Annotated in this window: 17 protein-coding genes and 2 pseudogenes; 6 read left to right on the forward strand and 13 right to left on the reverse strand. The window is 59.1% G+C overall.

Annotation, left to right across the window (positions count from 1 at the left end; all coding sequences use genetic code 11):
• Nucleotides 1-242 precede the first annotated feature (242 nt).
• Nucleotides 243-1,430 (forward strand): C17 cyclopropane fatty acid synthase CfaB, encoded by a 1,188-nt coding sequence (gene cfaB / locus CKW21_RS14090; protein ID WP_095194564.1) that lies wholly within the window; start codon nt 243-245, stop codon nt 1,428-1,430.
• Here the strand turns inward: cfaB and cls are convergent.
• Nucleotides 1,427-2,866: a cardiolipin synthase gene (cls, locus tag CKW21_RS14095; RefSeq protein ID WP_095194565.1), complete on the reverse strand. Its 1,440-nt coding sequence runs from the start codon at nt 2,864-2,866 to the stop codon at nt 1,427-1,429. The genes cfaB and cls overlap by 4 nt on opposite strands.
• A 133-nt stretch (nt 2,867-2,999) precedes the next feature.
• On the opposite strand from cls, the gene CKW21_RS14100 reads away from it, so the two are divergent.
• Entirely contained in the window at nt 3,000-3,521 is a 522-nt protein-coding gene (locus CKW21_RS14100; protein WP_095194566.1) for a DUF3617 domain-containing protein, read from the forward strand.
• A 78-nt stretch (nt 3,522-3,599) separates the two neighbouring features.
• Here CKW21_RS14100 and CKW21_RS14105 read toward each other — a convergent pair whose 3' ends face one another.
• From CKW21_RS14105 to folE2, 5 genes and pseudogenes are all read right to left on the reverse strand, one after another.
• Nucleotides 3,600-4,505 (reverse strand): His/Gly/Thr/Pro-type tRNA ligase C-terminal domain-containing protein, encoded by a 906-nt coding sequence (locus CKW21_RS14105; RefSeq protein ID WP_095194567.1) that lies wholly within the window; start codon nt 4,503-4,505, stop codon nt 3,600-3,602.
• Nucleotides 4,506-4,624: 119 nt separating this feature from the next.
• Nucleotides 4,625-5,500: pseudogene (locus CKW21_RS14110) on the reverse strand (metal ABC transporter substrate-binding protein).
• A gap of 11 nt (nt 5,501-5,511) precedes the next feature.
• Complete coding sequence (locus tag CKW21_RS14115; RefSeq protein ID WP_095194568.1) at nt 5,512-6,378, reverse strand: metal ABC transporter permease; 867 nt, start codon at nt 6,376-6,378, stop codon at nt 5,512-5,514.
• Nucleotides 6,378-7,046: a metal ABC transporter ATP-binding protein gene (locus CKW21_RS14120; protein WP_095194569.1), complete on the reverse strand. Its 669-nt coding sequence runs from the start codon at nt 7,044-7,046 to the stop codon at nt 6,378-6,380. Before CKW21_RS14120 ends, CKW21_RS14115 begins: the two co-directional genes overlap by 1 nt.
• Nucleotides 7,043-7,939, reverse strand: coding sequence for a GTP cyclohydrolase FolE2 (gene folE2, locus CKW21_RS14125; protein WP_095194570.1), 897 nt, complete (start codon nt 7,937-7,939; stop codon nt 7,043-7,045). Before folE2 ends, CKW21_RS14120 begins: the two co-directional genes overlap by 4 nt.
• A 116-nt stretch (nt 7,940-8,055) precedes the next feature.
• Here folE2 and zigA point away from each other — a divergent pair, with 116 nt between their 5' ends.
• The gene (gene zigA, locus CKW21_RS14130; protein WP_095194571.1) at nt 8,056-9,261 is read left to right on the forward strand and encodes a zinc metallochaperone GTPase ZigA; all 1,206 of its coding nucleotides are present in this window, start codon (nt 8,056-8,058) and stop codon (nt 9,259-9,261) included.
• A 13-nt stretch (nt 9,262-9,274) separates the two neighbouring features.
• Here zigA and CKW21_RS14135 read toward each other — a convergent pair.
• Nucleotides 9,275-9,631, reverse strand: a pseudogene (locus tag CKW21_RS14135) (NADH:ubiquinone oxidoreductase).
• Nucleotides 9,632-9,656: 25 nt separating this feature from the next.
• On the opposite strand from CKW21_RS14135, the gene CKW21_RS14140 reads away from it, so the two are divergent.
• The gene (locus CKW21_RS14140; RefSeq protein ID WP_095194572.1) at nt 9,657-10,622 is read left to right on the forward strand and encodes a GTP-binding protein; all 966 of its coding nucleotides are present in this window, start codon (nt 9,657-9,659) and stop codon (nt 10,620-10,622) included.
• A 126-nt stretch (nt 10,623-10,748) separates the two neighbouring features.
• Here the strand turns inward: CKW21_RS14140 and CKW21_RS14145 are convergent, their stop codons facing one another.
• A complete protein-coding gene (locus CKW21_RS14145) occupies nt 10,749-11,162 on the reverse strand; it encodes a DUF3301 domain-containing protein (RefSeq protein WP_095194573.1) in 414 nt (137 codons plus the stop codon).
• 119 nt (nt 11,163-11,281) lie between these two features.
• Here CKW21_RS14145 and pdxY point away from each other — a divergent pair, with 119 nt between their 5' ends.
• The gene (pdxY, locus tag CKW21_RS14150; protein ID WP_095194574.1) at nt 11,282-12,154 is read left to right on the forward strand and encodes a pyridoxal kinase PdxY; all 873 of its coding nucleotides are present in this window, start codon (nt 11,282-11,284) and stop codon (nt 12,152-12,154) included.
• Between the two features lie 145 nt (nt 12,155-12,299).
• Here the strand turns inward: pdxY and CKW21_RS14155 are convergent, their stop codons facing one another.
• Nucleotides 12,300-12,782 carry an acyl-CoA thioesterase gene (locus CKW21_RS14155; protein WP_095194575.1) on the reverse strand — a complete coding sequence of 161 codons (483 nt, stop codon included), beginning with the start codon at nt 12,780-12,782 and terminating at the stop codon, nt 12,300-12,302.
• 286 nt (nt 12,783-13,068) lie between these two features.
• Here CKW21_RS14155 and CKW21_RS14160 point away from each other — a divergent pair, with 286 nt between their 5' ends.
• Nucleotides 13,069-14,832, forward strand: coding sequence for a cation:proton antiporter (locus CKW21_RS14160; protein WP_095194576.1), 1,764 nt, complete (start codon nt 13,069-13,071; stop codon nt 14,830-14,832).
• A 21-nt stretch (nt 14,833-14,853) separates the two neighbouring features.
• Here CKW21_RS14160 and CKW21_RS14165 read toward each other — a convergent pair whose 3' ends face one another.
• The 4 genes from CKW21_RS14165 to uvrD form a co-directional block, all read right to left on the reverse strand.
• Nucleotides 14,854-15,261, reverse strand: coding sequence for an SMI1/KNR4 family protein (locus CKW21_RS14165; protein ID WP_095194577.1), 408 nt, complete (start codon nt 15,259-15,261; stop codon nt 14,854-14,856).
• Nucleotides 15,262-15,398: 137 nt separating this feature from the next.
• A complete protein-coding gene (locus CKW21_RS14170) occupies nt 15,399-16,277 on the reverse strand; it encodes a Tim44 domain-containing protein (protein ID WP_095194578.1) in 879 nt (292 codons plus the stop codon).
• Between the two features lie 179 nt (nt 16,278-16,456).
• Nucleotides 16,457-16,897 carry an EamA family transporter gene (locus tag CKW21_RS14175; RefSeq protein WP_095194579.1) on the reverse strand — a complete coding sequence of 147 codons (441 nt, stop codon included), beginning with the start codon at nt 16,895-16,897 and terminating at the stop codon, nt 16,457-16,459.
• A gap of 137 nt (nt 16,898-17,034) precedes the next feature.
• Nucleotides 17,035-19,218, reverse strand: coding sequence for a DNA helicase II (gene uvrD / locus CKW21_RS14180; RefSeq protein WP_095194580.1), 2,184 nt, complete (start codon nt 19,216-19,218; stop codon nt 17,035-17,037).
• Between the last annotated feature and the right edge of the window lie 244 nt (nt 19,219-19,462).

Below are 19,462 nucleotides of genomic sequence, written 5' to 3' on the forward strand. Positions count from 1 at the left end.
TCATTCAGGCAGGGCGCGTTATCGTTCACGTCCATCGCGAGCAGAGCTCGCTCCTACAAATGGTTTACAGAACTGTGCGCCAAATCTGTAGTCATTTAGGGTAAGAGCGATCATTTCTGTGAATTCACGACGAATTTTCGGGTGCAGCAGCTTCATAGAAATCCGCTATGAAATCGATAGGCAGCTATTTTTCCAGGATGGTCTAACCTCTCAGCAGACGTCTGAAACAAGGGGGATTTTCCATGCTCGCGCAACTTCCACCGGCCTTACAGAATCTGCAGTTACCGCTACGCCTGCGACTCTGGGATGGCCATGAATTCAATCTGGGGCCGACGCCCAGCGTCACCATTGTGGTCAAGGACCCACAGATGGTTACCCAGTTCACCCATCCAAGCCTCAGCTCGCTCGGAGCAGCGTTTGTCGAGGGCAAGCTGGAGCTCGAAGGCTCTATCAGTGATGTGATCCGCGTGTGTGATGAATTGAGCCAGGCGTTGCGTGATGCGGATGAGGACAATCAGCCCGTCCGTACCGCCCACGATAAAGAGACCGACGCCAAGGCCATTTCCTACCACTACGACCTTTCCAACGCCTTTTATCAGTTGTGGCTCGACAGCGACATGGCTTATTCCTGCGCTTATTTCGAGACCGGCAGCGAGTCGCTGGAGCAGGCCCAGCAGGCCAAGTTTCGTCATCTATGTCGCAAGTTGCGCCTGCAACCGGGCGAGTATTTGCTGGATGTCGGCTGCGGTTGGGGCGGCCTTGCGCGGTATGCGGCCCGTGAATTCGGCGCGAAAGTATTTGGTATTACCCTCAGTAAAGAGCAACTGGCTTTAGCCCGTGAACGCGTGAAAGAAGAAGGTCTGGAGGACATGATCGAGCTGCAGTTGCTCGACTACCGCGACCTGCCGCAGGACGGTCGCTTCGACAAAGTGGTCAGCGTCGGCATGTTCGAACACGTCGGTCATGCGAACCTGGCCGAGTACTGCAAAACCTTGTTCGGCGCGGTGAAGGAGGGCGGCCTGGTGATGAACCATGGGATCACCGCCAAACACACCGATGGTCGCCCGGTGGGACGCGGTGCCGGTGAGTTCATCGAGAAGTATGTGTTTCCCAACGGCGAGCTGCCGCACCTGTCGATGATTTCTGCCGAGATCAGCGAAGCAGGGCTTGAGATCGTCGATGTCGAAAGCCTGCGCCTGCACTATGCACGTACCCTGGATCACTGGAGCGAACGTCTGGAAGACAATCTCGAGGCCGCCGCGAAACTGGTGCCGGAACAAGCGTTGCGGATCTGGCGCCTGTACCTGGCGGGCTGCGCCTATGCGTTCGCCAGGGGCTGGATCAACCTGCACCAGATCCTTGCAGTCAAAGCGCACCCCGATGGCAGCCATGAACTGCCATGGACCCGGGACGACATCTACAACCCCTAAAGAATCGGCGAAATAAGCCGGGCGATCCGCATGCCGACCTGTTGCAGGCGTGCGGTCTCCCGGCCCTCTCCTTTGGCGATTTCGTGGGCCTGGGCGAAGTCATCGTTGAGCATCTGCTCTACTTTGGCGGCAAACGCGCTGTCGACCGTCAGCAGCATCACTTCGAAGTTCAAGCGGAACGAACGGTTGTCCATGTTGGCACTGCCGATGGCGCTGATTTCGCTGTCGATCAACACCACTTTCTGATGCAGGAAACCGGGTTCGTAGCGGAACACCCGTACGCCCGCACGCACCGCTTCGAAGGCAAACAGACTCGAGGCCGCGTAGACGATACGGTGATCGGGCCGTGACGGCAGCAGAATCCGTACATCTACCCCGCGCAGCACCGCCAGGCGCAATGCGGCGAATACGGCTTCGTCGGGTATGAAATACGGGCTGGTGATCCACACCCGTTCGGTCGCTGCGTGGATGGCTTCGACGAAGAACAGTGAACAGGTCTCGTAGGGGTCTGCCGGGCCGCTGGCGAGCATTTGGCACAGGACGCCGTCGTCCGGGTACTCCTCTGGCAGGATCAGCGGCGGTAACGATCGGGCCGCCCAGAACCAGTCTTCGGCGAAGGATTCCTGCATGCAGGCCACCACGGGGCCGCGTACCTGTACGTGGGTATCACGCCAGGGCGCCAGCGGCGGTTTCTCACCCATGTATTCGTCGCCGACGTTGTGTCCGCCGACGAAACCGAGGATGCCGTCGACCACCACGATCTTGCGGTGGTTGCGAAAGTTGACCTGGAAGCGGTTCAGCCAGCCGCTGCGGGTCGCGAATGCCTTGACCTCGACACCGCCATCGCGCAGCGCCTGCACATAACGGTGGGGCAGGGAATGGCTGCCGATTCGGTCATAGAGCAGATAGACCGCCACGCCTTCGGCCGCTTTCTCCAGCAGCAGGTTATGCAGGCGCTGGCCGAGGCGGTCGTCATGAATGATGAAGAACTGGATCAGCACCGCTTCTTTGGCCTGGCGGATGGCGTTGAAAATCGCATCGAAGGTGGCCCGGCCATTGATCAGCAGTTTCACTTCGTTGTTTGCCAGGCACGGCATGCGCCCCAGCTTCGGCATCGCCCTGAGCGACGCATAAGCATTGGAAGCGCGAGCGGTAAGCGCTTCTTCTACCCACGGCCGCCAATTGAGCTCGGAGACGGCTTTGCGCATTTCTTCGTTGGCCTGGCGCCGGGCCTTGATGTAACCGTCGAAGGTACTGCGGCCGAATACCAGATAGGGGATGAGCGTCAGGTAGGGCATGAAGACCAGAGACAAGGCCCAGGCGATCGAGCCTTGGGCGGTTCGAACGGTCAACACGGCGTGGATCGCTGCGATCGTGCCCAGGGAGTGCAGCAATGCGATGGTGTAGCCGAAAATATGGGGTCCAAAATAATCCATGGGGGGCAGCCTTGCTCCTGAAGATTCAATGCTTAACAGACCATGTTCCGGGCAGAATGTCGCTATTTAATTGGCCCATGAACCGAAGCCCGTGGCTGACGTCTAACGGCCACCATTGATCAGGAGTTACATGATGAACGTTCGTTTGCTGGGTTTGGCCATTACGCTGGGTTTGGCACTTCCTGTGGCCGCTCAGGCGCAGATGCTGCAGCCAGGTTTGTGGGAATTGACCACCAGCAACATGAAGGTCGATGACCAGAACCTGCCGGATCTGCAACTGATCCTCGGGCAGATACAAAGTCAGATGACCCCTGAACAGCGCGCGCAGCTGGAAAAACAGGGCATCACCATGGGCGGCAAGGGGATTCGCGCGTGCCTGACGCCGGAGCAGGTCAAGACCGACGATATCCCGCTGACGGACCCGCAATCGGGCTGCAAGCAGGAAATCACCGACCGCACCGGTAACCAGTGGAAGTTCCGCTTCAGTTGCCCGAAAGCGCAGGGTGCGGGTGTTGCGACTTTCCTCAGTGACCGTGAGTTCACTACCAAGGTCAACGGCACGTTCAATGCCACCGGCCTCCAACAGAAGGGCAGCCTGGAAAGTCGCGCCGTGTGGTTGGGGCAGGATTGCGGGACAGTCAAGCCGAGAGCTTAAAAGCTTCGCGAGCAGGCTCGCTCCCACAGGTTAAATACTATCCCCTGTGGGAGCGAGCTTGCTCGCGATGGCATCCGTTCAGACACCCGAAATCCCGGGTTGCCCTAACCACTCACACACCGCCTCAACCGCCATCCTGCCAAAATCCTGTCCATCGCGACTGCGAACACTGACAAACCCACCGGCCTTTTCCTTCTCCCCGACCACTACCACGTACGGCACTGTCTGGCTGTGATGACGAATCTTGTGGCGGACTTTCTCGTGGCGCAGATCCGCAAGGGCACGCACGCCACTGCGGCGAAGGCGCTCGGTGACCGCGTGTGCATAGCTCGTCTGGCGCTCATCCATGCTGACGACCACCACATGAGGCGGCAAGCGCCACTGCTGCAGTTCCTGGTGGCTGGACCAGCAGGTACCGTAGATGCGTTGCTGCAAGGTCCCGCTGACATGATCAAGGGCAAATGCCTGCAGCACCTTGGTGGTAGGGACGTGCGGGCCAGTTGTCAGATACTCGGTGTCACCGAGGCGGTACAGCGACAGATGCTCGGGAGGTGTCGATGGAGAGGGCGTCGGACGTCGGCGGATCGAATGGTTGGTCGCCGCCAGTGTTTGCATGCGCGCTTCGATGAGGGGAAGGTCCGCTGTGGTCAAAGGACGGTCGACAGCAAACTCGCAATAGAATCCATCACCCAGCTCCGAGCCCGTTCGCAATTGCGCATGGGTGTGCAGTTGTTTGACCGCCATTGCGAGCATCAGCGAACAGGAGCGGCGGAGGATCTCCAGCCCGTCGGGCTCCTGCGCCGTTACGATGCTGACTCTGGCATCCGCCTTGATCATGAACTCGCAATCCACCAACACGCCATTGACCCGACCGGCTACCGCTGCGTTGGCCAGCCCGGGGCCAATACTCGCGGCAACCTCATGTACGGACAGCGGTTGGTCATACTCACGCAATGAACCATCGGGCAGGGTGATCTGGATCATGGTTATTGTTCTCGGATGCTTCGATCACACGCGCTAGCGCATCAACATTAGCGGCAAACGATTGCTTTTGTCATGTAGACGTTTGTCGAGCCACGTTTGCGAACACTCCGGGACACGGATCATGGCTTGCTCAGCGCGTCGTACAGGGTGTTGATGTTGTATTCGAACAACCCGGTAAACGTACTGGCCGGGCCGGTCGCAGCGAGCGCATCTGAGTACAAGGTGCCGCCGATCCGGGCGCCGCTTTCGTCGGCAATCTGCTTGAGCAGGCGCGAGTCCTTGATGTTTTCCATGAACACCGCTTTGACCTTGGCCTGACGAATCTGGGTAATCAGCGCAGCGACTTCGGCGGCTGAAGGTTCGCGCTCGGTGGACAAACCCTGGGGCGCCATGAAATCGATCCCGTAGGCCTGTCCCAGATAACCGAAGGCATCATGGGACGTCACGATCTTGCGGTTGCCCGGCGGCAGTGAACCGAGCTTGGCCCTGGCTTGCGCAAGCAGGGCGTAGATTTGCTTCAGGTAAGCTTGGCTGTTGCGCTGATAGTCGGCCTTGTTCGCCGGGTCGGCGGCAATCAATGCCTTGGTGATGTTGCTGATGTACAGCTCGGCGTTCGCCAGGTTGTGCCAGGCATGCGGGTCGGGAACAGTCTCGCCGTCTTCATCCAGGGAGCGCGGGATCACGCCCTGGCTGGCGCTGATTACCGGCGCCTTGGTCTCGGTACTGATCACCAGGCGATCGAGCCATGGCTCGAATCCCAAGCCGTTTTTAATGATGAGCTTCGCTTTGAGCAGCGCCTGGCCGTCGTCCGGGGTTGGCTAATAAGTGTGGGCATCGGCGTCGGGGCCGACCATGTTGGTGATTTGGATGTGATCGCCGCCGACCTGCTGCGTCATGTCGGCGAGGATGCTGAAACTGGTGACCACCTGGAGTTTTTCTGCGGCAGACAGCGACATCGACAGCATCAAACTGAACAGCACGAATAAAGCGCGCATCGGGTAATACCTCATTGGGATGTGAGCAAAGGCGGGCGGCGCAACAAACCGTGCACAGGTCCGAACACGACGGACAGCAGATACCAACCGCCCGCCACCAGGACGATGGCCGGACCGCTGGGCAGCGAGTAATGGAAGGACAGCAACAACCCGAGCCAAACCGAGAGACTGCCGAGCAGCGCGGCAATAGCCATCAACACCGGCAAGCGCCGACTCCAGAACCGTGAGGCCGCGGCGGGCAGCATCATCAGGCCGACCACCATCAACGCGCCGATGGCCTGGAAACCGATCACCAGATTCAGCACCACCAGCGTCAGGAATACGCCATGGGCCAGGGGACCGAGGCGGCTGACGGACTGCAGGAAAAGCGGGTCGAGGGTGTCCAGCAGAAGGGGGCGATAGATCACCAGCATGGCGATCAGACTCACCCCGCAAACCCAGAGCATGCCGTTCAGGGTCGGGGCGTCGACTGCCAACGCCGAGCCGAACAGCAGGTGCAGCAGGTCCAGGCGTTTACCGGCGATACCAAGAATCAGCACGCCGCTGGCCAGGGAAATCGGGTAGATCGCCGCGAGACTGGCGTCCTCTCGCAAGCCCGTGCGACGGGTGATCCAGGCGGCGAGCCCGGCCATGCCGAGACCCGCGCCGAGGCCACCGAGGGTCAATGCGGGAAGGCTCAAGCCGGCGAACCAGAAACCCAATGCGGCCCCGGGCAGGATGCCGTGTGCCACCGCGTCACCGATCAGGCTCATCCGTCGCAGGATCAGAAATACGCCCAGGGGCGCTGTGCTGCACGCCAGAACCAAACCACCCAACAACGCCCGGCGCATGAACACGAATTCGTTGAAGGGTTGCCAAAGATGAGCGGCGCCAAGCATCAGGCCACCTGTGCTTGAGGTTGTTGGCGAATGAGATCGGTGCTCGACCCGAAGACGCATCCGCTGCTTTTGATCAGCAGTGTGTGGGGGATGTGATGGCGAACGGCGGCCAGGTCATGACACACAACCACCAGGGTTCGATCGGCGGCATGCCACCTGTGGATGTGTCTCCAGAGCAGTGCCTGACCGAGTTCGTCCAGGGCGGCATGGGGTTCGTCGAGCAGCAGCAACGGCGCATCGGTGAGGCTCAAGCGAGCGAGCAACGCACGCTGCAACTCGCCCCCCGAAAGGGCCATCAAGGGGCGCCGTTCGAGGCCGCTCAGGCACCAATCTTCCAGTACCGATTCAAGACGATCACGACGCCACGCAGGCGATTGCTTACTGCCCCAGAAACCGGCGGCGACCAGTTCCTGAAGGTTGATGGGGAATTGGCGATCAAGATGTTGCTGCTGCGGCAGAAACGAGAGGGAGCCCTTGCGTGGTACATCCAGCAAGACCTTTCCCGCGAGCGGTTTTTGCAGCCCGGCGATGACTTTCAACAAGCTGCTTTTGCCGCAGCCATTGGCACCGATCACGGCGGTCATGCTTCCCTTTGACAGCTCGATATCGAGAGGCGGCGTCAGCGGTTGCCCCGGCGCGCCCCAACGCAAAGCCTGAAAACGGATCATGTCTGCTCCCAGTTCCAGAGACTTTCGGCAACCGCGTCATGGGCGTGGAGGCTCTCGGCGTGAACAACTCGAATGTGAAAACCGTTGATACCGGGTGAGCGTTTCAGGGCCAGGTTCAAGCGTCGAGCGGCGTCTTCGCAGAACATCAGGTTCTGACCGTTGGCCAGTGCGAAGGCTTGTTCGTCGGCGCGCTTCACGGCGGTTTGCACAGCGGTGCCGAGGGCCGCTTCGGCGTCATTGATCAACGCGATCAGCGGCAGATCATCGAGATAGTCGTCCAGGCGCAGGCACAACTGCGCTGTGCTGCGTTGACTATGCGGGGTTGCAACGATGCCCTTGGGAGAGCCGAGCCAAGCCAACACATCGGCATGGTGTAGAGCCTTGTTGGCGAAGTCATCGACGAATTGTTGTTGGATCAGTTGTCGGGAAAGCGCTGCTGAACAGGGGCACGTCGAGGAATAAGGCACCTGGATTTTTAGTTCCACGTGGAACATCGCGTTTTTCAAACGTGCCTGGATGCTGACGGGATAGGATTTCCAGCCGGCCAAAGGGCTGATCAGCGCCGGCCTTTTCAACAGTAAATCCGTGTGAATATTCAAGTAAGCATTGTTCGACAAACCGTCATGACTGGTGAGGAAACTCAACAGGACTCGCCGAAGCAGATCGGGTGAAAGGGGTTCGTGCTCAAGCCTTTCCAACGCCAGATAAAGCCGCGACATATGAATACCGCGCGCCTCACCGTTGTCGAGGCTCACACCGGCATCAACCGTTGCAGCCACACGTTCGTTTCCAATCAGAACAGGAAGAGCAATGCCACACATACCCACCCACTCCAGTGGCAGGGTTTGGCGTGAGGCCTGCGCGGCGATATCCGGCAGAGTCAGCGCATTCATCAGCAGGTCCATCGTGAGAGGGGTTGATTTGGTGTGTTACTGTATAACAATATAGTTATAACATAACGCTAATCAAGCCCGGCAATTTGACCGGGTAACCCTGTGAGGACTATCTGATGGCCAATCGTCTCCCCGTTACCGTCCTGTCGGGCTTTTTAGGGGCTGGAAAAAGTACACTTCTTAATTACGTACTACGTAATCGTAATAATCTGCGGGTTGCTGTAATCGTCAACGATATGAGTGAAATCAACATTGACGGCAGTGAAGTCCAGCGCGATGTCAGCCTCAATCGAGCAGAAGAAAAACTCGTGGAAATGAGCAACGGCTGCATTTGCTGCACCCTGCGCGAAGATTTATTAGAGGAGGTAAGCAAACTCGCACGGGACGGTCGCTTCGATTATCTGTTGATCGAATCCACGGGTATTTCCGAACCGCTGCCGGTTGCGGAGACGTTTACTTTCCGTGACGAAAACGGCCAAAGCCTCACCGACATCGCGCGACTCGACACCATGGTCACTGTGGTCGATGGCATGAATTTCCTGCTCGATTATCAGGCTGCCGAAAGTCTTGCTTCCCGTGGCGAAACCCTGGGTGAGGAGGATGAACGCGCGATTACCGATCTGTTGATCGAGCAGATCGAATTCGCCGACGTCATCCTGATCAGCAAGGCCGACCTGATCAGCAGCCGCGACCGCCTGGAGCTGATGGCGATCCTCGAACGACTCAACGCACAGGCGGAAATCATTCCGATGGTCATGGGCGAAGTGCCGCTGGAGAAGATCCTCAATACCGGACGCTTCAACTTCGAAAAAGCTGCACAGGCACCGGGCTGGCTGCGGGAACTGCGCGGTGAACATGTACCGGAAACCGAGGAGTACGGCATCGCCTCTCGCGCTTATCGTGCGCGCCGCCCCTTTCATCCACAGCGTTTTTTCAACTTCATCGACCGGCCGTGGCCCAATGGCAAGTTACTGCGTTCCAAGGGCTTTTTCTGGCTGGCGAGCAAACCCATGGACGCCGGCAGCTGGTCCCAGGCGGGTGGGTTGATGCGCCATGGCTATGCCGGGCGCTGGTGGCGTTTCGTGCCGAAGAGTCAATGGCCACAGGACGCTGAAAGCACCGCCGCCATCATGAAAAACTGGGCCGCTGCCTCCGGTGATTGCCGACAGGAACTGGTGTTCATCGGCCAGGACATTGATTTCGCACAGCTCACTGTCGAGCTCGATGATTGCTTGCTGACCGACGATGAAATGGCAATGGGTGAAGAGGGCTGGCAGAGGCTGCCGGATCCGTTTGGTCCGTGGTTCGAAGAGGTGGCGTGAACGACGACTGAGTTCAAGGCTTGAGCCAGGTTCCCTGGCTCTTGGTTTCACAATACGGCTTCAGATACGCCGCATCCGTGGCAACGCCGTAATAGTGAATATCCTGTCGGTAAGGCATATTGGCGACTTGGGCGTCGCTGCACACGCCGAACGCCCCGCTGGGGCACTGGTCGACTTACTGCACTTCGACGTTCTGCCCGGCCAGGTTTGGCTGGCAGAATCCGTCGGCGAACAGTTTTTCCGGGATATTGCGGTTTTGCTGGCAGACTTTAACGTCGAGCCGTTCCGCCTGGCTGTGGACTACGCAGGCCTGGGCCAGCGCCTCGCCGCTAGCAAGCGACAGCAATAGCGACCATCCCATCCACCGCATCCTTACCTCCTCAGAACCTTCGATCATGTTGCAGAACATTCCCACCCACGTCATCGCCGGACCCTTGGGGGCCGGCAAGACCAGCCTGATCAGGCACCTGCTGGCGCAACGCCCTGACGGTGAGCGCTGGGCGGTGTTGATCAACGAATTCGGCCAGATCGGCCTCGACGCTGCGCTGCTGACTCGCGATGCCGATGGTATCTCACTGGGTGAGGTGGCCGGGGGCTGTTTGTGTTGCGTCAACGGCGCGCCGTTTCAGATCGGGCTCGGCCGGCTGCTGCGCAAGGCCCGGCCGGATCGCCTGTTTATCGAGCCATCTGGCCTGGGCCATCCGGCGCAGCTGCTCAGTCAGCTGAGTGAAACGCCGTGGCGAGGTGTACTAAGTGTACTGCCTTGTGTACTGGTTTTGGACGCTCAGGCGCTCGCGGACGGCAAGTTGCTGCCGCAGGCGCAACAGGAGGCGCTGAACGATGCCGGACTGCTGCTGATGAATAAATCGGAAAATCTCGATGAGGCTGATCGCCAGCGCCTCGCCAATCAGCTACCGGTTCGACCGTTGTACTGGACGCAACAAGCAATGCTGCCATTGAGCGAACTGCCCGGCCTGGAGGCTCGGGCCGTGGCGGGTGTGGATAACTTTGTTGTGCCCAAGGGGCTGGCGCAGGTTCCGGCGATCTGGACTGATCCGGCCTTTCCGATTTGCTTGAGTCAGGAACAGGAGGGTGGCTGGAGCGTCGGCTGGCGTTGGCACCCAAGCCAGACATTCGATTTGGCACTTGTCGAGCAATGGCTTGAAGGCCTTGCCTGGCGAAGGGCGAAGTTGGTTATCCACAGTGGCCAAGGCTGGGTGTCGGCGAATGCAGTGGATAACTCGATACTGGAATGGCAGTCGAGTGAATGGCGGCAGGATTCGCGGGTTGAATTGATTTTCAGTGAGTCGCAGGAGGTTGATTTGCTGCAGAGAGGTTTGGCGGAATGCAGGGTTCAATAGAACTAGCGGGTTTCTGTATTGTGGCTAATGGCCCATTCGCGAGCAGGCTCGCTCCCACAGGGGAGCCCATTCTCAAATGTGGGAGCGAGCTTGCTCGCGAATGGATTTAACTGACGGCATCAATCATCAAGGCCGCCACTTGTTATGTTCCTGCCGCCAATGGCTCAGTTCGATCACCTGGGCGCTGGGCTTGACCACGTCGGCGACGGGCGGGGTGTCGTCGAACGGCATCGGGTAGGGCGCCAGTTCGATCTGCACACTGTGGGGGCCGAACTGGGTGATAGTGCCGTTATGACGGGTTTCGCCGGTCACGGTGAATTCGAAGTTATACACACGGGCCAGGCGCCGCTGGCCACTGGCATCCTTGATGAACGCGATTTTTTTCAGCGCCACATTACCATCCAGCAATTCGATCCCGACGTTGCTGCAATGCTGCTTGACCCGCTCCAGTGCACGTTCGCGCAAACCGTGGTTGTGCCACAGCCAGGCACCCGCGGTGGCAAGCAGCATCAGCACGAAAATATTTCCAAGGGTCAGCATCAACAGGGCGCTCCAACAAGATAGTGTCAGCTTAACTGCGTCGCCGGTCTGTCGTACAGGCTGCGTTTAGTCGCATACTGCGCTGCTCGAATTTCAATCGTTTTACGGAAACTCACCGCATGAAACGTACGCCCCATCTGCTCGCTATCCAGTCCCACGTGGTGTTCGGTCACGCCGGCAACAGTGCCGCGGTTTTCCCGATGCAGCGGGTCGGGGTGAATGTCTGGCCGCTCAACACCGTGCAGTTCTCCAACCATACCCAGTACGGCCAATGGGCCGGCGACGTGTTGGCTCCGCACCAGATCCCCGATCTGGTAGAAGGTATCGCGGCGATTGGCGAGTTGGGCAATTGCGATGCAGTGTTATCGGGTTACCTCGGCAGCGCGGCTCAAGGCCGGGCCATCCTCACAGGTGTCGCGCGAATCAAATCGATGAATCCCAAGGCGCTTTACTTGTGCGACCCGGTGATGGGCCATCCGGAAAAAGGCTGCAGTGTACCGGCGGAAGTCAGCGATTTCCTGCTGGAGGAGGCCGCCGCCGTGGCCGACTTCATGTGCCCGAATCAGCTGGAACTCGACAGCTTCTCGGGGCGCAAGCCGCAGTCGCTGTTCGACTGCCTGGCGATGGCGCGGGCGCTGCTGGCGCGTGGGCCGAAAGCGGTGCTGGTCAAGCATCTGGACTACCCGGGCAAAACGCCGGGCGTCTTCGAAATGCTGCTGGTGACGGCCGAGGGCAGCTGGCACCTGCAACGTCCGCTACTGGCGTTTCCGCGTCAGCCAGTGGGTGTTGGTGACCTGACCTCTGGATTGTTTCTGGCGCGCGTCCTGCTGGGCGACAGCCTGTTGGCTGCTTTTGAATTCGCGGCGTCGGCGGTGCATGAGGTGCTGTTGGAAACCCAGGCCTGCGCCAGCTACGAGCTGGAGCTGGTGCGGGCGCAGGACCGGATCGCCCATCCTCGGGTGCGGTTCGAAGCGACCTCTATCAGCCTCTAATTCCTCGCTGGTCCCATTCGCGAGCAGGCTCGCTCCCACACGGATTTGCTGCGGTCACAGAGTTTGTGCAGACCGAGATCCATTGTGGGAGCGAGCCTGCTCGCGAAGACTATCTAAAGCGCGCCATCAAACGACCTGATGCGCCTCAGGCATCACCCTTGATTTCCTGATACCGCTTTTCCAGTTCCTGACGAATCTGACGACGCTGCTGGGCCTGGATGTAGCGGCGCTTGTCTTCGCTGTTCTCCGGCTGCAGAGGCGGTACCGGCGCGGGTTTGCGCTGGTCATCCACCGCGACCATGGTGAAGAAGCAGCTATTGGTATGGCGCACCGAGCGCTCGCGGATGTTCTCGGTCACCACCTTGATGCCTACCTCCATCGAGGTGTTCCCGGTGTAGTTGACCGAAGCAAGGAAGGTCACCAGTTCGCCGACATGGATCGGCTCACGGAAAATCACCTGGTCTACCGACAGGGTCACCACGTAGCGTCCGGCATAGCGGCTGGCGCAGGCGTAGGCGACTTCGTCGAGGTACTTGAGCAGGGTACCGCCGTGAACATTGCCAGAGAAGTTGGCCATGTCGGGGGTCATCAATACCGTCATCGACAGCTGGGCGTTTCCGGGTTCCATAGCGTTCTCACGGATCAAGGCAGGGTTTGAGGGATGCACCTCTGCGGGTGCCTGCATGGTTTTTTCGAACCAACAGTTATCGGGACGCCGGACGGTAAGCTGCCGTCACGCCGGATCGATCTGTTTCCATATATTGCACCGCATTTCTGCCGGAAGTCGCGGTGTTACCCTGCAAAAGCCCACCCCAAAAGGCAAATTCCTACACCAAAAACGAATTTTTACTCTGCTCAATCGGACATTTCCCGCGTCTGCGATTGAACGTTGTCCAACCAAGGAGCCCCACACCATGCATGCCATCAGTTTTATTCAGGATCTGGCAGTGATCATGTTGGTCGCAGGTGTGGTGACCGTGCTGTTCCACCGCTTCAAACAGCCGGTGGTGCTTGGCTATATCGTTGCCGGCTTCATCATTGGTCCGCACACGCCGCCGTTCAGCCTGATCCACGACGAAGGCACCATCAAGACCCTGGCTGAACTCGGGGTGATTTTCCTGATGTTTTGCCTGGGTCTGGAATTCAGCCTGCGCAAGCTGTTCAAGGTCGGCGCCACGGCGTTTATCGCGGCGTTCATGGAAATCGTGCTGATGATCTGGATCGGCTACGAGATCGGTCGCTGGTTCGACTGGAACACCATGGATTCGCTGTTCCTCGGCGCGATTCTGGCCATTTCCTCGACCACCATCATCGTCAAGGCGCTCAACGATCTGAAGATGAAAAACGAGCGCTTTGCGCAGCTGATTTTCGGTGTGCTGATCGTTGAGGACATTCTGGGCATCGGCATCATCGCCTTGCTGTCGAGCATCGCGGTCAGCGGAACGGTCAGCTCGGGCGAGGTATTTTCCACCGTTGGAAAACTCTCGCTGTTCATGATCGTCGCGCTGGTGATCGGCATCTTGCTGGTTCCACGGCTACTGGCCTACGTGGCCAAATTCGACAGCAACGAAATGCTGCTGATCACCGTGCTGGGCCTGTGTTTCGGCTTCTGCCTGCTGGTGGTCAAACTCGAATACAGCATGGTGCTCGGCGCATTCCTGATTGGCGCGATCATGGCCGAATCCCGGCAGTTGCTGAAAATCGAGCGCCTGATCGAACCGGTTCGCGACTTGTTCAGCGCGATTTTTTTCGTGGCGATCGGGTTGATGCTAGACCCGATGATTTTGCTGCAGTACGCCTGGCCAATCGCAGTGATCACGTTGGCGGTTGTGCTCGGCAAGATGTTGTCCTGCGGTCTGGGCGCCTTTATCGCCGGCAATGACGGACGCACCTCACTGCGTGTGGGGATGGGGCTTTCGCAGATTGGCGAATTTTCCTTCATCATCGCCTCGCTGGGCATGACCCTGCAGGTCACCAGTAACTTCCTTTATCCGGTGGCCGTGGCAGTTTCGGTGCTCACCACGTTGATGACGCCCTATTTGATCCGCGCGGCCGACCCATTGTCGATCAAGCTGGCCACGGTGATGCCGCAACGGCTGGCTCGGGTTTTGGGGATGTATGGCGAATGGTTGCGCAGCATTCAGCCGCAGGGAGAGGGGGCGTTGCTGGCTTCGATGATTCGGCGGATCTTGCTGCAGGTGGGGGTCAATCTGGCGCTGGTGATTGCGATCTTCTTCGCGGGCGCTTACTTCGCTGAGCGAATGTCTACTTACCTGCAAGACTGGATCAGTGACCCAAGCTGGCAGAAAGCGTTGATCTGGGGTGGGGCGCTGCTGCTTTCGCTGCCCTTCCTGATTGCCGCGTATCGCAAGCTCAAGGCGCTGTCGATGTTGCTGGCGGAAATGGGGGTGAAGCCGGAAATGGCCGGACGTCACACGCAGCGAGTGCGCCGGGTGATCGCCGAAGTGATCCCGATCCTCTCGCTGTTGGTGATTTTCCTGCTGTTGGCAGCCTTGTCGGCCAGTATTCTGCCGACCAACAAGTTGCTGGTGCTGATCGCCGTGGTAGCGGCTGCCGTGGCTGCGCTGCTGTGGCGCTGGTTTATCCGCGTTCACACGCGCATGCAAGTGGCCTTGCTGGATACCCTGGACAACCACAAGGATTCGCCAGGGCACTGACCCGATGGGGCGTCAGCTGACTCAGCTTTCCAGCCAGACGTCCCGCGCCCAGTGCCACACCGACTCCCAGGTTTCTTCGGCGATCAGCTCTTCGTCGCCTTGCCACAGCACCACGGTGCCGTCTTCTTCGACACAGTAGTAGTTGTCGCCGTCCTGGCAGATCGGAATCAGGCTGCGATCGACGCCAGCATCCCAGGCGTTGGCAGCGACGTCCGGCAGGTAAGTGTGGGATTGCGGGTCGGTGACGGTGACCGGCTCCAGGCTGCCGTAGACCACGTCGCTGACGGTCAGCAAAAACTCTCTGAAGACAAATGGAATGTCGATGAACAGTTGTTCTTCGATTTCGACCAGCAGATCTTCGTCGGGCAACTCCAAGGGGACCGGTACCGGTTCGTTGGCTTCACGCAGTTGTTCGATGATTTCTTCCACGTCCGGGATCCTCTTGCTTGAATGGCGCGGTTTATATGGGGCGGTTTATACAGTAGCTCGCTATAGATGCAATCGCGAAATAGAAAAACCCCGGCAAGCCGGGGTTTTTATTACAGCGTATCAAGCGCGGAGGGGGATCAGCCGTTCTGGCGGATACCTGCCACCAGCCAAGGCTGGTTTTCGCCCTGGGCGCGTTCCATGTTCCAGCTTTCGCTGAACACTTCGCCCTGGTCGAAACGCGAGGTTTTCGACACACCGCTGAAGGTCAGGGTGGCGATGGTCTTGTCGGCGCGATCATCCACACCGTCCAGTTGCACATTGAGGTTATCAATGTAGGTGGATTGGAAACCGTCGCCCAGGTCGGCACGTTCGCGCTTGAGGAACTCCAGCATCTGCGGGGTCACGAACTCGGCGATCTTGTCCATTTCGTTGGCGTCCCAGTGCTGTTGCAGGGACTGGAAGTGGTTGCGGGCCGCTTCAATGAAATTCCTTTCATTGAACCAGGCCGGTGCATTGATGACCGGACGTGCGGCAACCGGTGCAGCCGAGCCGCCGAAGATCGAACCGCCAGCAGGCTTCTGTTCGAACGCTTCACGCTGCATCGGCGCGTGACCAGCCGGAGCGAACTGCTCCTGCTGCTTGCGGCGACGGGCGGCGATGAAACGGAAGACCAGGAACGCGATGACCGCCATGATCAGGATGTCGAGGATCTGCATGCCCTGGAAGCCGTCGCCCATGAACATGGACGCCAACAGGCCACCGGCGGCGATGCCGGCCAGAGGACCGAGCCAGCGCGAAGCACCGCCGGCCTTGGCAGCAGCGCCAGCGGCACCGGCAGCACCAGCGGTCGCTGCGGCGCCGCCCATGCCAGGAGAAGAAGGAGCCATTTGGCTGGTCTGGTGAGTCGGCGCAGCGCCTGCGCTTTTGCCACCACCGAAGCGCTTGGCGGCATTGACGTCGAGACTCATCGTCAGGCCGATGCACAACGCCATGGCGATGCTAAGAAAACGTTTCATAAAGGGAATTCCCATTTGTGGAAGGCACGCGCGCCATGTTGCACAGCTGAAGTGTTACTGGCTAGCGGCAGAGTGTTTCGGGCTTTTGCCTGACAGGTTCGGTTCAGCTTCAGTCAGCGCAATAAGGCTTGTTAACTTTGGTCTGTAGGATGAGTGGATAAGTTCTGTAGGACAGATGCCTAGCGTCGTAGCGCCAACATCACTACCCCTGCCGTGATCAGTCCGATTCCGCCCCATTGGCGCAGGTCGAGTTTTTCACCTAGCAGGATCACGCCGAGCACGGCCACCAGAACCACACTGAGTTTGTCCACTGGAGCGACCAGGGACGCCGGACCGACTTTCAATGCGCGGAAGTAGCAAATCCACGATGCGCCGGTAGCCAGGCCTGACAACAGCAGGAACAGGTAGCTTTTGGACGATATCGATCCTAATGCCTGATATTGGCCCGTGGCGTACAAAATCAAGGCCAGACTGACCAGGACCACGACCGTTCGCAGCAGTGTGGCGAAGTCAGCGTTGACGTTTTCGACACCGATCTTCGCGAAAATGGCGGTCAACGCCGCAAAGACAGCCGATAACAAGGCCCAGAATGTCCAGGAAGAAAAGAAGCCTGAGCCCATGACTTTTTCCTTTAGTCAGACCAACCTGTGGGAGCGAGCCTGCTCGCGAAAGCTGCGCCCCCCGGTTTTCCAGATAGACCGAAGTGCTTTAATTCGCGAGCAGGCGCGCTCCCACAGAAAGCCACCCCGGAAAGCTGTCAGATCGCCTCCAGCTTGGCATACCCCAGCATCAGCCACTTGCTGCCTTCGCTGAAGTTCACCTGAACCCGCGCCTGTGCGCCGGCGCCTTCGAAGTTCAGGATCACGCCGTCGCCGAACACCGAATGCCGTACTGCCTGGCCGAGACTGAAACCGGTCTGCGGGATTTCGCTGCCGCCGAACAGGCTGCTGGTACTCTGCTGCTGGCCACCGCCGAACGGACGGCTGACGCTGTTGGAAAGCCGTACTTCCTGGATCAGGCCTTTCGGCACTTCGCGTACGAAACGCGAGACCTTGTTGTAGGTTTCGCTGCCATACAGGCGTCGGGTTTCAGCATAGGTCATCACCAGGTTATGCATGGCGCGGGTGACACCGACATATGCCAGACGACGTTCTTCCTCAAGGCGACCGGGCTCTTCCAGGCTCATTTTGTGCGGGAAAAGACCCTCTTCCATGCCCACCAGGAACACATAGGGGAATTCCAGGCCCTTGGCGCTGTGCAGGGTCATCAGCTGAATGCTGTCTTCGTGCTCGTCGGCCTGGGTGTCCCCGGCCTCCAGCGAAGCGTGACCGAGGAACGCGGCCAGTGGCGTCAGATCCTCGTCTTCTTCACTGTTTTCGAAGTTGCGCGCGGCACTGACCAGTTCCTCAAGGTTTTCTACCCGAGCCTGGCCTTTCTCGCCTTTCTCCGCTTCGTGGTAAGCGATAAGCCCCGACTGCTCGATGACGGTCTGGGTCATCAAGTGCAGCGGCATGTCCATGCACTTGGCTGCGAGGTTTTCGATCAGCTCGATAAACGCGCCCAGTGCGCTGGCGGCGCGACCGGTAAGGCCCTTGTTGGCCACCAGTTGGCGCATCGCTTCCCACATCGACACATCGCTGTGGCGCGCATGGTCGCGAATCGCTTCGACGGTTTTTTCGCCGATGCCACGGGCCGGCACGTTGATCACCCGTTCCAGCGCGGCATCGTTGCCTCGGCCTTCGAGCAAGCGCAAATAAGCCATGGCGTTCTTGATTTCAGCCCGTTCGAAGAAGCGCTGACCGCCATAGATACGATACGGAATACGCTCACGCAATAAAGCTTCTTCCAAAACGCGCGATTGGGCGTTGGAGCGGTACAAAATCGCAATATCACTACGCGCCAGGCCGGTTTTCAGCGCGCTTTCGATGGTTTCGACAACGTAGCGGGCTTCGTCATGCTCGTTGAACGCGGCGTACAGGTTGATCGCTTCGCCTTCGCCGCCATCCGTCCACAGTTCCTTGCCCAGACGACCGGTGTTGTTGGCGATCAGGGCGTTGGCGGCTTTCAGGATGCCGGCGGTGGAGCGATAGTTCTGCTCCAGTCGAATGGTCACGGCGTCGGGAAAGTCTTCGGAATACTGGTAGATGTTCTCGATTTTTGCCCCGCGCCAGCCGTAAATCGACTGATCGTCGTCGCCGACCACCATCAGGCTGTCGCCACCCTTGGCCAGCAAGCGCAACCAGGCGTACTGCACGGCGTTGGTGTCCTGGAACTCGTCCACCAGAATGTGCCGGAAACGCTTCTGATAATGCGCCAGCAGCCCCGGGTGGTCGCGCCACAGGTCGAGGGCACGCAGCAGCAGTTCGGAGAAGTCGATGACGCCGGCGCGCAGGCACGCGGCCTCATAGGCCTCGTAGATGCTGCGCATGGTCGCCAGGAACAAGTCGCCGCTGGCTTGAATGTGTTGCGGGCGCAGACCTTCGTCTTTCTGCCCGTTGATGAACCATTGGGCCTGGCGGGCCGGCCAGCGTTGCTCATCCAGACCGAGCTCGCGGATCACCCGCTTGACCAGCCGTTGCTGGTCGTCGCTGTCGAGAATCTGGAAGGTCTGGCTCAGCCCGGCTTCCTGCCAGTGCGCACGCAGCAAGCGGTGCGCCAGGCCGTGGAAGGTACCGACCCACATGCCGGCCGGGTTGATGCCCATCAGCTGCTCGATACGTTGGCGCATCTCGGCAGCAGCCTTGTTGGTGAACGTCACCGACAGGATGGAGTGTGGCGATGCGTTTTCGACCTGGATCAACCAGGCGATACGGTGCACCAGCACTCGGGTTTTACCGGAACCAGCACCGGCCAGGACCAACTGACGACCCACGGGGGCCGCTACGGCCTGGCGTTGGGCATCGTTGAGGGAGTTCAGCAGAAGGGAGAGATCATCGCGCATCGGGGCATTCTAGGGGGCGGCGACACACCGGGCAAACCCCGCTTTGCTTTAGCCGATGAAAGATGCGCGCGGGACGACCGGTCAGTCATCGCCTGCAAGCGTTGGCCGCTCTACGCTGGCAGCTTGGAGGTCGAGTCGGACGGTCAGTGATTTTGTCTGTTTTTTGATCTGTAGCAGTTTGGTACGGGCACTGCCTTGTGTATGCTCCGTCGATGTTTCGGGCTCATGCTCATCATTATAAGAA

The sequence above is a fragment of the Pseudomonas sp. Irchel 3A7 genome (genome assembly GCF_900187565.1).
GTDB lineage: Bacteria > Pseudomonadota > Gammaproteobacteria > Pseudomonadales > Pseudomonadaceae > Aquipseudomonas.

What these genes read in the sequence shown, in the direction of transcription:
- cfaB (WP_095194564.1), top strand. Translation starts at nt 243, where the DNA reads ATGCTCGCGCAACTTCCACCGGCCTTACAGAATCTGCAGTTACCGCTA.
- cls (WP_095194565.1), bottom strand. Translation starts at nt 2,866, where the DNA reads ATGGATTATTTTGGACCCCATATTTTCGGCTACACCATCGCATTGCTG.
- CKW21_RS14100 (WP_095194566.1), top strand. Translation starts at nt 3,000, where the DNA reads ATGAACGTTCGTTTGCTGGGTTTGGCCATTACGCTGGGTTTGGCACTT.
- CKW21_RS14105 (WP_095194567.1), bottom strand. Translation starts at nt 4,505, where the DNA reads ATGATCCAGATCACCCTGCCCGATGGTTCATTGCGTGAGTATGACCAA.
- CKW21_RS14115 (WP_095194568.1), bottom strand. Translation starts at nt 6,378, where the DNA reads ATGCTTGGCGCCGCTCATCTTTGGCAACCCTTCAACGAATTCGTGTTC.
- CKW21_RS14120 (WP_095194569.1), bottom strand. Translation starts at nt 7,046, where the DNA reads ATGATCCGTTTTCAGGCTTTGCGTTGGGGCGCGCCGGGGCAACCGCTG.
- folE2 (WP_095194570.1), bottom strand. Translation starts at nt 7,939, where the DNA reads ATGAATGCGCTGACTCTGCCGGATATCGCCGCGCAGGCCTCACGCCAA.
- zigA (WP_095194571.1), top strand. Translation starts at nt 8,056, where the DNA reads ATGGCCAATCGTCTCCCCGTTACCGTCCTGTCGGGCTTTTTAGGGGCT.
- CKW21_RS14140 (WP_095194572.1), top strand. Translation starts at nt 9,657, where the DNA reads ATGTTGCAGAACATTCCCACCCACGTCATCGCCGGACCCTTGGGGGCC.
- CKW21_RS14145 (WP_095194573.1), bottom strand. Translation starts at nt 11,162, where the DNA reads ATGCTGACCCTTGGAAATATTTTCGTGCTGATGCTGCTTGCCACCGCG.
- pdxY (WP_095194574.1), top strand. Translation starts at nt 11,282, where the DNA reads ATGAAACGTACGCCCCATCTGCTCGCTATCCAGTCCCACGTGGTGTTC.
- CKW21_RS14155 (WP_095194575.1), bottom strand. Translation starts at nt 12,782, where the DNA reads ATGGAACCCGGAAACGCCCAGCTGTCGATGACGGTATTGATGACCCCC.
- CKW21_RS14160 (WP_095194576.1), top strand. Translation starts at nt 13,069, where the DNA reads ATGCATGCCATCAGTTTTATTCAGGATCTGGCAGTGATCATGTTGGTC.
- CKW21_RS14170 (WP_095194578.1), bottom strand. Translation starts at nt 16,277, where the DNA reads ATGAAACGTTTTCTTAGCATCGCCATGGCGTTGTGCATCGGCCTGACG.
- CKW21_RS14175 (WP_095194579.1), bottom strand. Translation starts at nt 16,897, where the DNA reads ATGGGCTCAGGCTTCTTTTCTTCCTGGACATTCTGGGCCTTGTTATCG.
- uvrD (WP_095194580.1), bottom strand. Translation starts at nt 19,218, where the DNA reads ATGCGCGATGATCTCTCCCTTCTGCTGAACTCCCTCAACGATGCCCAA.